Source organism: Archangium violaceum Cb vi76, assembly GCF_000733295.1.
Lineage (GTDB): Bacteria > Myxococcota > Myxococcia > Myxococcales > Myxococcaceae > Archangium > Archangium violaceum.
The window spans coordinates 38,740-53,103 of sequence record NZ_JPMI01000177.1 but is presented as its reverse complement, the minus strand read 5'-3'; the positions used below and the strand labels follow the sequence as shown (position 1 = coordinate 53,103).

Annotated in this window: 11 protein-coding genes; 2 read left to right on the top strand and 9 right to left on the bottom strand. The window is 68.6% G+C overall.

What is annotated here, in order from left to right:
• Positions 1-38: 38 nt before the first annotated feature.
• From Q664_RS25830 to Q664_RS25810, 6 genes are all read right to left on the bottom strand, one after another.
• Positions 39-707 carry a hypothetical protein gene (locus Q664_RS25830; protein WP_043401165.1) on the bottom strand — a complete coding sequence of 223 codons (669 nt, stop codon included), beginning with the start codon at positions 705-707 and terminating at the stop codon, positions 39-41.
• Between the two features lie 158 nt (positions 708-865).
• Positions 866-1,213 carry a hypothetical protein gene (locus tag Q664_RS58015; RefSeq protein WP_075207510.1) on the bottom strand — a complete coding sequence of 116 codons (348 nt, stop codon included), beginning with the start codon at positions 1,211-1,213 and terminating at the stop codon, positions 866-868.
• 63 nt (positions 1,214-1,276) lie between these two features.
• Entirely contained in the window at positions 1,277-5,344 is a 4,068-nt protein-coding gene (locus tag Q664_RS25825; RefSeq protein WP_043401162.1) for a DUF6531 domain-containing protein, read from the bottom strand.
• Positions 5,341-6,651: a hypothetical protein gene (locus Q664_RS25820; RefSeq protein ID WP_043401159.1), complete on the bottom strand. Its 1,311-nt coding sequence runs from the start codon at positions 6,649-6,651 to the stop codon at positions 5,341-5,343. Before Q664_RS25820 ends, Q664_RS25825 begins: the two co-directional genes overlap by 4 nt.
• Positions 6,652-6,856: 205 nt before the next feature.
• A complete protein-coding gene (locus Q664_RS25815; protein WP_200883771.1) occupies positions 6,857-8,113 on the bottom strand; it encodes a hypothetical protein in 1,257 nt (418 codons plus the stop codon).
• 162 nt (positions 8,114-8,275) lie between these two features.
• Positions 8,276-9,178 (bottom strand): metallophosphoesterase family protein, encoded by a 903-nt coding sequence (locus Q664_RS25810; RefSeq protein WP_052518670.1) that lies wholly within the window; start codon positions 9,176-9,178, stop codon positions 8,276-8,278.
• Between the two features lie 66 nt (positions 9,179-9,244).
• Here Q664_RS25810 and Q664_RS25805 point away from each other — a divergent pair, with 66 nt between their 5' ends.
• On the top strand, positions 9,245-10,006 hold the full coding sequence (locus Q664_RS25805) for a hypothetical protein (RefSeq protein ID WP_043401155.1): 762 nt from the start codon (positions 9,245-9,247) through the stop codon (positions 10,004-10,006).
• A gap of 102 nt (positions 10,007-10,108) precedes the next feature.
• Here Q664_RS25805 and Q664_RS25800 read toward each other — a convergent pair whose 3' ends face one another.
• Entirely contained in the window at positions 10,109-10,480 is a 372-nt protein-coding gene (locus tag Q664_RS25800; RefSeq protein ID WP_043401152.1) for an Ig-like domain-containing protein, read from the bottom strand.
• A 59-nt stretch (positions 10,481-10,539) separates the two neighbouring features.
• Positions 10,540-11,709 (bottom strand): hypothetical protein, encoded by a 1,170-nt coding sequence (locus tag Q664_RS25795; protein ID WP_043401149.1) that lies wholly within the window; start codon positions 11,707-11,709, stop codon positions 10,540-10,542.
• A gap of 129 nt (positions 11,710-11,838) precedes the next feature.
• On the opposite strand from Q664_RS25795, the gene Q664_RS25790 reads away from it, so the two are divergent.
• Positions 11,839-13,425, top strand: a complete 1,587-nt coding sequence (locus tag Q664_RS25790; protein ID WP_043401211.1) for a CapA family protein — start codon at positions 11,839-11,841, stop codon at positions 13,423-13,425.
• 174 nt (positions 13,426-13,599) lie between these two features.
• Here Q664_RS25790 and Q664_RS25785 read toward each other — a convergent pair whose 3' ends face one another.
• The gene (locus tag Q664_RS25785) at positions 13,600-14,322 is read right to left on the bottom strand and encodes a hypothetical protein (protein WP_043401146.1); all 723 of its coding nucleotides are present in this window, start codon (positions 14,320-14,322) and stop codon (positions 13,600-13,602) included.
• Positions 14,323-14,364 lie beyond the last annotated feature (42 nt).

Genomic DNA, 14,364 nt, shown 5'->3' with positions numbered 1-14,364 from the left:
AATTGTCCAGCAATGAGGCCATCCCATTGTTCTCACAGTCAGCCCTCGGGAGTCCTCCATTCGAAAATCACTTTGTCGAACCGATCGAATACCTTGTACGTCCCGCCTTCGAACTGCGCTTCTCGGAAATGCTCCCGCATATCCAGAGAGCCGGTCCGATCGGTCACCCACTTTTCGTCGCGCTTGGAGCCGGCCGGGTCGAACAACTCCGCAAGCCAGGCTTCACCTGAATCCCTGTTCAAACAACGGCTGACCTGGATACGGAATTTCCGTTCCCGACATGTCTTCGAGAGTTTTTTCACGGGCAGCATCAGCTGAAACCCGGAGTCAGAGACTTTTCGAGCCGCTTCGACAATGGGCTCAACGACCGCGGGGTTGTCACCGTGCATCCGAGCGATGGACGATAATGAATCCCTCAAGGTCTCGAGGGTCATCTGGTCGCGTGTTTCCCCGCGCGAGCCATAGAATTTCTTGAAGTCGAAGTTCTCGGCGAAGAAGTTGGAAGTACCAAGAGCCCGCATGTACTGCGGCTCCGAGCCGCGGGGACCGCACGTCGCCGTGACCCGGCCGCTTCCGTCCAAGGTATAGCCTTTGGGCAGAAAATGCGTGAAGAGCTCCGTGACGTGATGGGTGAGCGCCCTGAATCCCTTGTTGGCGGGAGGTGCCGCCGCCTCGCTGGCCATCATCGTAACAGTCGTCAATCGCATGTGCTCTCCGGGATTCAGTACCGGCCACCGTGTGAAACCGTATCAGACTCTCCATACGTCCGGGCGTACCCTTCTCGAGACGAGACCCGAGGCCCTGGCCGCCGGTGAAAGGTTGAAGGCATGTTGCCCGCGTTGCGCGCGGGCAGGAGGGGCTCGTTTCAAAAGTCTCGTTGCTTACTGTATCGCTTCTTCCATCCAATGAGGTCGCCAGCAAGGCCATCGCTCACATCCCGAAGTTGCGGGCCCTCGCTCATCGATAAGGATACGGTCTGCTCTTGTTCAATGGTCCAGAGCAGGTGATGCAATGTCGTGTCAACGATCGCAGGCACCAAGGCATTCAGCACTGCCCGTTGCTCATCGCTCCAGCCAGCTAGTAATTCCTTTACTCTTGCGGCGGTGCTTCCCTTCAATTGTCCAGCAATGAGGCCATCCCATTGTTCGATGGATTCATCGCGAACGCGCGTCATCAAAAGCTTCCCGAATGCCTCGAGTGCCGGATCTTCCATTGCTCTTCTCCCCTGGGTGAATCTTGTTTGTTCCTGGAGCGCGCTCCAGAAAAAGGTTGGATGTTAGTTCCAAGGTATCCGACTTGGTGCTCGGACTCCCTGAGCCCTCAGATTTAGCAGTGATTCCGCGACAAGCGAGCGTGCTTCCTTGGCGGGAGCACCCCCTGCAATGAGAGATTCCACGGCTATACGGGTGTGCTCTCTGAGCGAATTGGGTCGTCCACTTGAATGGAGCGCGTCGAACAGTTGCCGTTGCTTTTTCGTCATGTCCTCATGCACCCATCCATTCTTTTTCATGAAGTCCTGGCTGATGCTGAATCCTTTGTTGGGATTGTACCCGGCAAGACCCCGGAACCCAGCCTTTGCGTGGACATGATGTCCTCCAACCTGGCCGTACTCGCCCTTGTCTTTATTGGGGGCACCACACTTTTTCTTGGCCAGACCCAGGGGATCGATGGCGGAGAGCGGGTCCTCGGGGTAACCGTAGAGGCTGGGGCCAGCCTCCAGCCCTAGCGGGTCCTGGCTGATGTAGCGTCCAGCATACGGATCGTAGTAGCGGAAGCGGTTGTAGAGGAGGCCTGTCTCTTCGTCCTCGTACTGTCCCGGCCAACGCCAGGGGCACTGCTGGAGGGACACGTCGGCCTTGCCCACGCCGAAGGTGTCCAGTTGCATCCGCCAGGCGAGTTGCCCCAACTCGTCATACATCTCGGTGGGAGCGCCCAGGTGGTCCGTCACCACGGCGTATCGCCCGGTGGCGTCCTCCCTGACCAGTGGGGCGAAGCTCTCCGGCTCGAACAGCCAGGTGGTGACGTCTTCGGCGGAGGCCACCTCGTGCAGGGGGACGTGCCCGTCCCATACGAAGCGCACCTCGCGCTCGGGGGCTGTCTGGCCTTCCGCCTCCAGTACCACCTTCCGCGTGCGCCGGGCCAGTGCGTCATACTGCAGGTGCACGCGCACTCCATCCGGCCGATGCACCTCGGAGAGCAGGCCCGCTCCATTCCAGCCATAGCGCCAGGTTCCCTCGGGCGTGTGCTTCTCCGTCAGGTTGCCATCGGCGTCATGGGTGTAGCGGGTGCCGTCTGCTTCCTGCAGCCGCCCACCCGGGCCGTAGCGCCTGTCTTTCATCCCGGGGTGACGGTAGAGATTGCCCACCGTGTCCATGGTGCGGTGCTGGATGCTGCCGTCGGGCCTTCGCTCTCCCACCAGCCGCCCCCAGGCGTCATGGAGGTACTCGGTATGGCCGTGCGCCGCGTCCGACATGGCCGCCATCTGCCCCTCGGGGCGCCAGCGCCAGGTGCGTTGGGCCACCGTTCCACCGCCCACCAGGGTGCGCCGCTCCGTTGGGAGGCCAGCCTCGTCGTGCTTCCAGGTTGCAACCACCCCGCCCGGCATCCACCGCGACACCTCCAGCCCGCCCGCATCCCGCTCCATGCGGACCGCCCACTCTGGCCTGCCGGGTGAGGTGTACGTCACTCCCCTTACCGTCCCGAGTGCGTCCCGCAGCAGCTTCTGGTGCGCTCCCAGGCTGCTCTCCACCTCCACGCGGTGGCCGGATGGCGAGTAGCGCGACGTCACCTCCCCGTCCGCCTGCTTCTCGGCCACCACCCGTCCCAAGGCGTCCCTCGTCAGGGCCACCGTGCCCCACTCGTTCTCCGCCTCCACCAGGGATCCGTCTGCCCGGTAGCGGAAGGCGTGGCTGGTGCCATCGCTGTACTCCACCCGCATCAACCGCCCGGCCTCGTCGTAGGAGAGCCGCCGTGTCCGACCGCTGGGCTGGGTGGCCTGTGACAGCCGCCCGGCCGCGTCGTACTGGTAATGCCACGCGGCCCCGTCGAAGCCCTCCTCGCGCACCACTCGACCCAGCTCGTCCCGGGTGAAGCGGTACAGCTCGCCCACCTCGTTCTTCACCTCCACCAGCCGGCCCTCGGTGTCATGGCGCCAGCTCAGGCGGGTGCCAGCCTCCTCACGCCAGGCGGGCCAGTGGAAGCCCTCGTAGCCCAGGCTCACCCGGCGCAGCGGGCCCCTCTCCTCCAGGAGGTTGCCCTCCGCGTCGTAGCGGCCCTCCCATACGTCGTGGCCAGGTCCCTCCACCCGCACCTGTCTGTCCAGCAGGTCGTACCGCACCCGCTGCTCTCCACCGCGCGCGTCCCGTACGGAAACCCTCCGGCCCCGCCGGTCGTACTCCAGGCGTACCTGCCCTCCCGTGGGCAGGCGGACGCGGGTGAGGTTGCACTGCGCGTCGTATCCGTACTCCGTCCGCTCGCCGCCCGCGCCCACCTCCGCTACCCGCAGGCCGTTCGCGTACTCGTAGCGCCGCGTCTCCTCCAGCGGGTTTGTCTCCGCCAAGAGCTGGCCACGCACGTCATAGCGCCAGCGCCAGGTGCCGCCGTTGGCGTCAGTGGCCTCCTCGGGCAGGTCGTGGGCGTTGTAACGCACCGCCACCGAGGCCCCGTCCGGCCCCACCACCTTCGCGCAATTGCCGCGTGCGTCGTACTCGTAGAAGGTGGTGTGGCCCAGCGCGTCCGTCTCCGACACCAGCCGCAGCGCCTCGTCGTACTCCTTGCGCTTCTCCCCCCCCAGCGCGTCCACCTCGTTCACCACCACGCCCCGCCCGTCCGACTCGTACGTGGTGGTGTGGCCCAGCGAGTCCGTCACCTCGGTGATGCGCGCCTGCCGGTCGTAGCGCAGCCGGTGATCGAAGATGCCGCCGTCCCCCCACGTGCGCACGCACCAGGCGTCCGGGCCCTGGCCGTCGTATTCGAAGTGGAAGGAGAGGCCCGTCCTGTCCGTCTCCCGCACCAGCAGCCCGCCCTCGTAGGCGTAGCGCAGGGCGTGGCCCAGGGCGTCCCGCGCCTCCAGCAGGTGTCCCGCCTCCGAGTACACGTAGTGGTTGTGCGTTATCTGCCCCGGCTCTCTCGGGTGCGGCAGCGCGACACGCAGGAGGTGTCCCGCCGCGTCGCACTCGAAGAGCACCCGCCGGCCCGCGCTGTCCCTCACCCACCTCAGGTGGCCTGGTCCGTCGTACTCGTACTCCACCGAGTGCCCCGCCCGGTTGCGCGTGCGCACCACCCGGCACAGCCCCGGCCGAGCCTCTCCCGGCACTCCCCGCAGCTCGTGCGTGAGGCCCTCCGCCGACTCCACCTCCCAGCGCCGCTCCCCCAACCGCCGCAGCGTCAGCCGGTCCATGGGCGCGTACAGCTCCGCCCCCACCTCCAGCCGCTGTTTGGGAAGCGCCGTGGTATCGAATTCAATCTCCCGCCCATCCTCCGCCCGGTACACCACCCGCCCCGCTTCCTCCCAGACGGCGAGGTCCAGCGAGTGGTTCCACCCGTACCCCATCCCCGTGTTCCGCCACCCCAGGCTGGAGGAGTAGTGGCGTGTGAAGCGCAACGGAATGGGCCCTGGCAACTCCCAGTCCGTCACCTCCGTCACCACCCGCCCCGTCACCACGTCCACCGGGTGGCCCGTCAGCGTGCAGATGGCCTTGTGCACCTTGTCACGGGCGCGCGGGCCCAGCCCCGCCTTGTCCATCACCCGCGCCACCTTGCGGTGGATTCGCTGGGACAGGGCCTTCATCTTCCGGCTGCCCTTCTGCAGCTTGCGCAGCTTCTTCAGGCCCTTGAGCAGGCCCGCCATCGCCACCTTCCCCATCAGCCCCGACATGGAGATGGTGGGCGGTCCTCCCACGATGACGGGCGGCCCCGCGGGAATGGACAGCGCGATGGAGGTGGGCAACTGCAACGTCTTCGCGCTCGGCCCCTTCTTGCGCGGCGGCGACGGCATGCCGATGTCCTGGCAGCTGAGCACCGGCAGCAGCATGTACGTGAAGGGCTCGTCCTCCACCACCACGGTGGAGCTGCCCATGAACGTCTCGTTCTCGTTCCCCGGAGGTTTGGCGAAGACGCCTCCAATCGGGAAGTGCGGCGGCAGCGTGCGCCCGCCCGTGCCCGCCTGTGCTCTCGGCAGCCCGTTCACCACCACCGTCGCCCCGATGATGGGCAGGTAGTCGAACGGGTCGAACACGATTCCGATGTGCGGATGGGGAATGGGCACCACCGGCCCGGGCGGAGTGATGATGAAGTGGATGTCCACGCCCAACACCGGGTCCAGGTGCTTCACCGCTGGCATCATCGCGGCTGCCCTCCCGCGGCCGGAGCCTCCGGCCGCCAATCACTTCCCAGGATCGACTCCACCTCCGACTCCATGGCCCGCGCCGCCTGCGCCCCCTGCCGCTCGTGGCTCAGCCGCACCAGCGCCTCCGCCATGTAGGGCAGCGTCGAGGTCTCCCGCGTCCCCGCGTCCATGGCCCGGCCCACCTCCCACGCGCGCTGGCCGTGCTCCCACGCCCGCTCCACCTCCTTCGTCACCTCGCGGCACCAGCTCGCCATCCGCCAGCACTCCAGCTCCATGCGCGCGTCCTTCAGCTCGCTCGCCAGGGGCGCCGTTTCCTCGTACAGCGCCGCCGCCTCGGCGTACTCCTGGGCCGTCACCCGCGCGGCTCCCTGTGCCATGCGCGAGCTCAGCCGGAGCTGCGCGCCCTGGGGCTGTCCCTTCGCCGCGGACTCCCCGGCCGCTGCTTCCGCCTGCTGGTACTGCTCGAGCGCCTCCCGGGGCCGCCCCGCCCCCAGCAGCGCTCCGCCCACCGCGAAGTGTGCCGCCACCACCAGCTCGTACAGCCCCTGGCCGGCCGCCACGGCCACCGCCTGGGCCCCCAACGTCCGCGCCCTCTCCACGTCCCTCTTCGCCGCCGCGTTGCCCAGGCGCACGAAGAGCTCCCGGAACTGCCCTCCGGGGCTCTCCAGGTTGCCGGCCTCCTGTGACAGCTCCTCCAGCGCCCGTCCCATCTCCAGCTTCGCCGGTATCGTCACCACCTTGTCGGGCCGTGTCTCCGCCAACGGCTCCAACACCCGCGTCCTCACGTCGTCCAGCACCACCAGGCGCACGTGCGCGGACCGCGCCTTCTCCACCGCGCTCCCCAGCCACTTCAGCCAGGCGCTCGCATCCGTCCCCTGCGCCGGCAGCAGCACCACCACCAGGTGCTCGCACAGGCTCTCGTAGTGGCTTCGCAGCCAGTCACACGCCGCGAGGAAGGCCTCCACGTCCGTCTCTCCCTCCTTCACCGGCGGGCACTTCCAGCCCGACAGCCCCTCCTCCTCCAGCCCGGCGCGGCTCTCCTCCTCCATCCGCACCAGGGCCTCGCGCAGCGCGTACCCGTACCGCTCCGGCTCGTCGAAGGGCTCGTCCAGGCGCAGGAAGAGGTCCGGGCACTCCCCCATCCGCTCATCGCCCTCCTTCTCCAGGAAGGCTTCCACCATCCGCACCTCGTCCGGCTCCACCAACCAGCGCAGCAGGCGCGCCTCGGGCAGTTGGGCGAACTCCATCCACTGGTCGTGTAGCAACTCCAGCCGCCGCTCCACCGCGTTCTTCCGCACCGTCATCGGCTCCTCCCAGCGCGGAGAGCCTCGTCTCCTTCCCCGCGGCTGGTGGCCCATGTCCGTTGGTGGGTGGCGAACGCGCTGAACGGCTCCCAGGCTAGACGAACGCTTTCATGCCCCTCAACACTCCATTCCGCTTCCAATCACCCCATGCCTTTCCGCTCGAGGTGGATGGATTCGCAGCCCCTGTGCGGCTCATGAATCCGTTTCATCCCGCCGTCGGGTCTTCCAGTGGCTCCGGCATCACCCACAGCGCCGTGGACTCCGCGTAGCCCTTCTCGAAGGAATCGAGGATCGGCGGCCAGCGATCCCAGAACGTCGCCCAGACATACTCCGTCGGCTGTGAAGTCATGGGATTGCCGTCCCGGTCCTCATGGGCATACGCGTAGTCCGCCAGCGTCCACTTCAGTGTGCCGAAGTGCACCACGAGCATCGGTGTCATCATCCTCATCACCTCCGGGCGTGACACCTCGTCCGTCTGTGCTTCCGCCGGCGCGAAGGCTCCCTGCACCGCGTCGTGCTGCTCCCTCCAGGCCAGGTAGTTGTTGGCCACCGCGATGAGCGCCTCGCGCTCCGTGTACTCCTCCGTGAGCCGCGCCCGCTCGTACAGCGCGAACGCCGCCACCACCAGGCTCCTCCCCTCCACTCCCGGGAAGAGCACGTCGAAGGCGTAGGGTCTCGGGGTGTCCTGTGCGTGGGTCCGCGCGTAGTCGTAGGCGAGCCGCGCCTCCTCGGGCCTCGCGCCGGCCAGCGGAAACTCCGACAGCACGCGCTCGGGGCTCACCCCTCCGGCGGACTGGCGCCACGCCAGGTACGCGTTCGCCGCGCCGCCGATGTCCGCGAAGATGGCCACGTTGCCCCCGTGCAGCGTCCGCTCCAGCGTGAGCACCACCGTCTCCGCCTTGTCGAGCGGCGACCACCCCGGTGCGCCCCAGTACAGCGTGGCCAGGCGCGACGCGGTGGTGGTGAGCGTGCGCGCATCCGCCAGCGCCTCGCCATTCATCCCCGTGGTGAGCGCGCCGAGCGCCGAGGCCACGTCCGTGGGCAGGCCCCGCACCACCAGCTCCAGCGCGAGCTGCTCCACCGTCAGGCGCACCGTTCCCGTGAGGCCCACCCGCTCGAGCGCTTCCAGCACGGACAGCGAGGGCCGCCCCCGGGCCGCGTCGAGGATGCGCCTCGCGAGCGCCGTGGTGAGCATGCCCTTGCCCGCCGCCTGCGAGGCGTGTGGGGCGAAGGCGAACCAGTTGGGGCGCAGGCCGCTCGTGCCCCCGGGCTGGAAGTCCGGGTCGAGCAGCGTCTGGAAGGCATTCGCGAGCTGGATGTAGCCCTCGGTGATGCGGCGGTTGTCCTCCAACGGGGTGGCGCCTTCCGCGGCGCGCGCCGGTGGGGCGGACAGCAGGGCACTCAGCAGCAGCATGGTGAGCAGGCGCACCCGGTGTGGAGTGCGGGCGGAGGTTTCCAGCATGAGGGGACTCCCGGTGTGGGGTCGGAGAGGGGAGTCCAAGGTATTCATCGTGTGTCAGGCTCCAACCCCACCAGGACACGGGGGATTCACGGAGCCAACCCGATGGCTCCGGCACCCTCACCCCGTCCCTCTCCCGGGGGGAGAGGGGAAATTGGCGCGCGCTCAGTGGCAGGTGTCTCGCCCCTGGTCCAGCACGCCGCCTCCCACCGGGAGGAATTCCCACGTGTACGCGCCGTCCTCCAGCGTCAGCTTCATCAACCCGAACGTGCGCGCCTGGCGTACCTCGCTGTTCGGCAGCGTCGGGCCGAAGGCGTAGGCCGTCATTCCTCCCGTCCCCACCACGAACTGCCTCAGGCCCCGCTCCGGAGCCGCCTGTCCCTCGGGCGTCTGCGGAGCGAAGCGCTCGTAGAAATGGTCGTGCCCCGCCACCACCACGTCCGCCCCCGCTTCGTACAGCGCCTCCCACAGCGGCTTCACCCACGCGTTGTCCCGCCCCAGCCCCGAGCTGAACAGCGGCCGGTGCATGTACGCCAGCGTGCACCGCGCCGCGTGGGCCGCCAGGTCCTCGCGCAGCCACCGCTCCTGCTCCGCTCGCGCCCTCTCCGGCAGCTCCGTGTTGAGCGCCACCACGTGCCAGTCTCCCAGCTCGTAGCTGTAGTAGCCCTTGCCCGGCTCGCCCGCCGCCTCGCCGAAGTACTCGAAGTACGGGCCCGCTCGCGCCGAGTGGTACTCGTGGTTGCCCGGCACCGGCCTCGTCCGCTGCTTGTGCCTCCCCCATGACGGCGCGTAGCACCGCTGGAAGTCCTCCGCCGTCCCGTCCGGATAGGCGTTGTCTCCCAGCGTGAAGACCGTCCCCTCGATTCCGTCCAGCATCGCCGCCGTCGCCTCGTCCCGGTCCGACTCGCAGCTCGCGATGTCCCCCGCTCCCACCAGCACCTGGGGCTGGCCGGGCCTCGTCTCCCCTCCCGGCGTCGTTCCGGACGCCCCTCCCGGTGTCTGGCACGCGCCGAGGCTCAGCAACAGGGCCGCGCTTCCCGCGCGGCGCGGCAGATGTGTCAGGCTCATGGGGATCCACTCCGGAGTCGTTCTCGCAATCCAATGAGAAGCCATGTCCGTAGTCTGGGAGGAATCGTGCGCTCGGGTCTCCAGGGGCTGCTGCCCATGTCCGTGCTGATGGGCGTGATGACCGCGGGATGTTGGGTGCTCGACCCCGGCATCGAGGTGGATCCCGGCTACTACCCCTCCGAGGACGAGCCTCCAGCCGGCGCCTGTGTCTCCCGGCTGGTGCCCTCCGGCTCCGTCCAGACGGGCCCCGTTTCCATCGGCTACGGCGGGGGCCAGGTGGCCGTGCGCTCCGTGCACAAGGTGGACGTGGATGCCATCGAGGACCGGTGCGTCAGCCGGCTCGAGCTCACCCTGTCGCTGGCCCAGGGCGCCTGTCCCCTGAAGCTCGTCTTCGGCGCGGGCAATGGATCCTTCGGCGGCCTCACCGAGGTGCAGCTCACGGCGGACTCGGCGTGCCCGGGGTTCCTGGACGCCGTGGAGGGGGTGTACAGCTCCCCCGCGGGCTTCGCTCCCTGGAGCTACCTCGGACCCCAGGAGGTCCCCGAGCGCCAGGCCTCCTCCGTGTGCCTGGAGCCCGTGCGGCTGGGTTTTCCGGACCGCGTCATCCGTCTCTATCGCTCGAGCCCCTCTCCCGCGGAGCTGGCGGTGAACCTGAAGGGCCTGGAGTTGAATGGACGGCTGCTGAGTACGGGCGACGCGAATGGGAGGTGTTTCGACCCTTCGGCCTGCGGGCCCGGCCGGCACGACGGGGGGGATGGCTGGTGCGTCGGGTCGGGCTCGTGCTCCCCGGGCTACCACCTGTCTCCCACCGGGGACTGCACGCCCTGACACAGGGGCCCCTGCCGACCTTCCGGCCACGCGTTGTATGAACTTGTCCAACTGTTGGACAAGTTCGTGAAGACCGCGCCCGGCAGCGGCTCTCCGGCCTCCTCAGTCCGGCAGCGTGAGCGTCACTGTCTGGGTTTGCACGTGGCACTCGTCCTCGCCCACCGTGACCGATTGTCTCGCGGTGCGCTGGCCGTCCGCGCTCGTGGCCGTGACGACGTAATTGCCCGGCTGCTCGTAGCCCGTCACCCACGTGTCGCAGTTGCCCTGCGTCTGCTCGCTGCCATTGCACAGCGCCAGTTGCTCGGCGCTTCCATTCAGCGAGAAGGTGACGCGGGCGTCCCGTACCGGATTGCCTCGCGGGTCCACCACGTTCACCTGCACCGAGGCGCGCGCCTCGAGGGTACAGAAGTCCCCGCCAGGAAGACCGCAGGCGGACAGTGCGACGGACAGGGTGAGGACCGCGGCGATTCGCATGAGGTCTCCTCTCGGGGGGAAGACCCTCACCCTAACCCTCTCCCAGGGGGAGAGGGGATCTACGCGAGGCCCAGTCTTCCCAGCGTTACCTCGCGCACCTTTTGAATCCTGAATCGGTAGAGGAACGCGTCCGCGAAATAGTGCGCCAGCACGATCGCGTTCGTCACCGTCACCCCCAGCGTCCACAGCGGCTCCTGCCTCAGCAGGAAGTTCGTCGCCGACCCTCCCGTGCTCGCGTCCACCAGCAGCACGAAGGGACTCTGCGCCACCCCCACCACGATGAGCGGCAGCATCACCCCCACCATCGCCATCCACACCGCTCCCCCTCGCAGCCTCGACTCCGCCTCCCTCGCCGTGGGCTCCAACATCCGCCCCGTCAGGAAGAAGTACTCCAACCCGTGGATGCCCGCGCTCAGGATGACTCCCCACGCCGGCCACGCCAGGTACACCGCCACCACCGCCGCGTGCCCCAGCACGTACAGCCGCCTCGGGCCGCTCGGCCCCGCCTGCCCTCGCAGCGCCGCCACCAGCAGGCCCACGAACACCCCCCACACCGCCAGCAGCACCCACGTGGTGCCGTACGGCAGCATCCCGCCCTCCGCCTGGCCCACGTTCACCAGCGGGAAGTCCCCCGCCCGGCTCGTCATCGGCACCGCCAGCGTGCGCACCATCATCAACACCAGCGCCAGCGGTACGAACACCCGCTGCAGCCGCCGCTCGGCCTCCGACAACGAGGGCACTCCCGCCACTCGCGCCTTCAGCCCGTGCAGCGCCCACAGGCCCTTCACCTGCGACAGCGTGTGGTGCGCCGCCAACAGGTGGATGCCCGCCGCCACCATCAGGTTGAGCTGCGGCGCGTGCTGGCTCGCGTACCACAGCAGCGCGAAGCACACCGCGAACACCCCCGCCGAGCCCCCCACCAGCAGCCTCGCCTGCGTGGGCGTGGTGTGCAGCAGCTCGCGCCTCACGCCCACCAGCAGGAAGGTGAGGATGACGTGCGTGCCATTGAAGAGCACGTACTGCGACGCCCACCGGCCCAGGGCCCGCGAGTACCCGTCCACCCCCTCGCCCGTGGTGCCCGCCAGCCACGCCGAGAAGAACGTCAGCAGCGCTGGCATCAGCAGCAGGCTCACGTCCACCCGCGGGGAGAAAAGCCACAGGCCGTCGAAACGGACGGCGGAAGCGGTCGGGGCCGCCGGGGGAGCGAGTGCGGGCGCGGGCTGGGACATACCGCGCCCAGTATAGGACGCTTACCGGCTTTCCCCCGAGCCCGCTCGGCTGCTCCGCCGTCGAGCGCTGGACGTCCCTGTACGCATTTCTCGGGATGCGGCCCCGGCGCCTTTAAGATGCGCCCCCTCATGCGCTCCCGCTCTCTTCTGCTCTCCGTGCTCGCGCTCTCCGCCCTCGGTGGCTGCGCCACCGCTCGCGGCCCCTCCTCCGCCGAGCCCGAGTCCGTCTCCCACTCCCAGCCCGCCGACGAGGGCTCCGCTGGCAGTGCTCCCGCTTCCGCTCCCGCGGCTCCGGCTCCGGCTCCGGCGGCTGCTCCGGCTCCGGCGGCTGCTCCGGCTCCGGCGGCGGCCGCTCCCGCTGCTCCGGCCGAAGACCCTCACCCCAACCCTCTCCCAGAGGGAGAGGGAGCTTCCGCGGACTCGCTCTATGCCCGCGGCGTCGAGGCCCTCAAGGCCAAGGACGCCCCCGCCGCCATCGCCGCCTTCTCCTCCTGCACCCGCGCCGCCCCCTCCCGCATCGACTGCCACTGGGAGCTCGGCTGGGCCTACTCCGTCCTCAATCGCTGGTCCGACGCCCTCACCGAGTGGTCCTCCGTCCAGAAGCTCGACCCCAACCATCCCGACCTCGAGGACGCCCTCACCCAGGCTCGCGGCCAGTCCTCCCTCCAGCAGAAGCTCGCCCAGGCTGACTCCCAGTCCGCTCCCCGCGCCGCTCCTCCCAAGGACGCCCGCGTCCGCATCCGCGCCGTCGGCGACGTGATGCTCGGCACCGACTTCCCCGAGGGCCTCCTCCCCCCAGACGACGGCGCCTCCAGCCTCTCCTCCGTCTACCCCCTCCTGCGCGACGCGGACCTCACCTTCATCAACCTCGAGGGCCCCCTCTGCGACAACGGCGAGACCAAGAAGTGCCGCCGCGGTGGCAACTGCTACGCCTTCCGCACCCCCACCCGCTACGGCAAGTTCCTCGTCGAGGCCGGTGTCGACCTCGCCTCCACCGCCAACAACCACTCCGGTGACTTCGGCGAGCTCTGCCGCCGCGAGACCGAGGCCACCCTCGACTCCCTCGGCATCCCCTGGAGCGGCCCCGCAGGCTCCATCGCCACCCTCGAGCGCAATGGCCTGCGCATCGGCATGGTCGCCTTCCACACCTCCCCCTCCTGCAACCACCTCAACAACACCGCCACCGCCACCGCCCTCGTGCGCCAGGCCCGGCAGAATCACGATCTCGTCCTCGTCTCCTTCCACGGCGGCGCCGAGGGCTCCAAGGCCCTCAACATCCCCAAGGGCCGCGAAATCTTCTACGGCGAGGACCGGGGGGACTTGCGTCTCTTCACCCACGCCGTCATCGACGCCGGCGCCGACCTCGTCCTCGGCCACGGGCCCCACGTCGTCCGCGCCATGGAGTTCTACAAGGACCGCCTCATCGTCTACTCCATGGGCAACTTCGCCACCTACGGCTCCTTCAACCTCAAGGGCCCCCAGGGTCTCGGCATGGTCGTCGACGTCGAGCTCGACTCCCAGGGCCGCTTCCGCTCCGGCCGCATCCTCCCCACGAAGCAGGAGGGCAGGGGGATTCCGGTGCCTGACTCCGCGGGCGAGGTCATTCCCCTCGTGCGCCGCCTGACCAACGAGGATTTTCCCGAGACCGGCGCCGTCATCGGAGCGGATGGCTCCATCTCCTCGCGCAAGGGCCCCATCGCCACCGGCGCGCAGTAGCGGCGCACAGTGGGGGTCCGCCGGGTAGGAGCACCGGGACGGATACCCTCACCCCGACCCTCTCCCGAGGGGAGAGGGGATGTGTGGCCAGGCTGTGTTCCCGCTGGGGCTTCCTCTGTTTGTTCTTCCGAGCGTCCGGGGTTCTTTCCCGGGCGCTCTCGTTCTTTCCGGGGCTCAGCGCGGCAGCACGCAGATGGCCATCACGTCGTGTATCTCGATGCCCGGGTCCCTGTCCTCCTCCACCTTCCCTTTCACGGGCTCGGTGAAGAAGGCACCCTGGTTGTTCTCCTCGTTGTACTTGTTGTGGAAGACGGCCAGGCCCGAGTGCACGAACAGCGCTTGGAGGGGCTTCTTCTGTGGCTCCTCCACCGCATCCGCGTCCCCGCTCCGCCACTCGTGCAGCGTGCGCTGGCGGCAGGGCGTCGTGCAGTGCTTGCCCTGACACAGTTCCTTCGGGCTCCATGTCACCGTGCCCGCTCCCGCGTTCTTCGCCACCGCGTCCTTCTTCGTGAAGCCGTACTCGCGCAGCAGCCCGGCGAGGCTCTCCGGAGGTGACTTCCAATCCAGTGGCGCCTTGAACTCCGCGTCCGCCCGCTTCAACTCCGCCCAGGCCCGTGTGTCCTCCTCGGCGGACGCGGGCGAGGGCGGCTCCGCCACCGTCCGGTGCGGCACCTCCTTCCAGCCCCCGCCCGCATCCACCACCAGCCAGCCGAACTCGACCGTCATGAAGCGGTGCGCCCCCTCCCGGTTGACGGTGTAACGGGTGCGGAAGAGCACCGACCCCTTCCTCGCCGCCAGCGGCGTGAGCTTCACCTCCAGCGACGAGGGCCCCGTGGCTCCCGCCGTCCCCGCCACCATCAGGCTCAACAGCAGCATCAGCTTCATCGTTCGTGTCATGGCGCGTCAGCCTGATGCGTCACTCCTTCCAGGGCCACTTCC